1 protein-coding gene is annotated in these 491 nt (G+C 65.2%); it reads left to right on the top strand.

The window, feature by feature from the left end; translation table 11 throughout:
* Positions 1-397: site-specific integrase (locus GVL52_RS28610; protein ID WP_160012708.1), on the top strand; the 397-nt coding region annotated here is incomplete at its 5' end.
* Positions 398-491: the final 94 nt, after the last annotated feature.

The raw sequence follows: 491 nt of genomic DNA, 5'->3' as shown, positions 1-491 counted from the left end.
GGACGAGCGCTGGATCAAGGTCCACGACAACATCCGTCTGGAGCAGCAGAGCTCGCGCGCCTTGGTCGGAGAGGAGGAGGCAGAGCCCCTGCTCTCGGTCAATACCGATGGTGGACTATCGCCAGCGGCCATCTACTCCATCCTGAAGGCGTTCTTCCGCCAATGCTCTCTGAAAGCGGGCGAACTGACCGCTGACACAGCAAGCCCGTTCAGACGGGCGTCTACGCACTGGCTGCGCCACACCTTCGCCCACCACGTACTCAAGGCGTCCGGCAAGGACTTGACTGTCGCGCAGGCGCTGCTCGGACACAGCTCGATCAACACCACCGCAATCTACGTGAAAGCCGACATGGAGGCCCGCGCTGCCGCAGTCAATGCCGTGCGGCCCTCTGTGTGAGCATGCGGCCGCTTGCGGCGCTGCGGAAGCGCCCTACTCCGCGCCAAACGACGGACGGAGCCCTCAGCGACGACAGCTCCGACGCCCCCGCCTG

The organism is Rhizobium sp. 18055 (assembly GCF_902706285.1).
Taxonomy (GTDB): Bacteria; Pseudomonadota; Alphaproteobacteria; order Rhizobiales; family Rhizobiaceae; genus Rhizobium.
The sequence above is the reverse complement of the archived record's forward strand: the minus strand, read 5'-3'. Positions and strand labels throughout refer to the sequence as shown.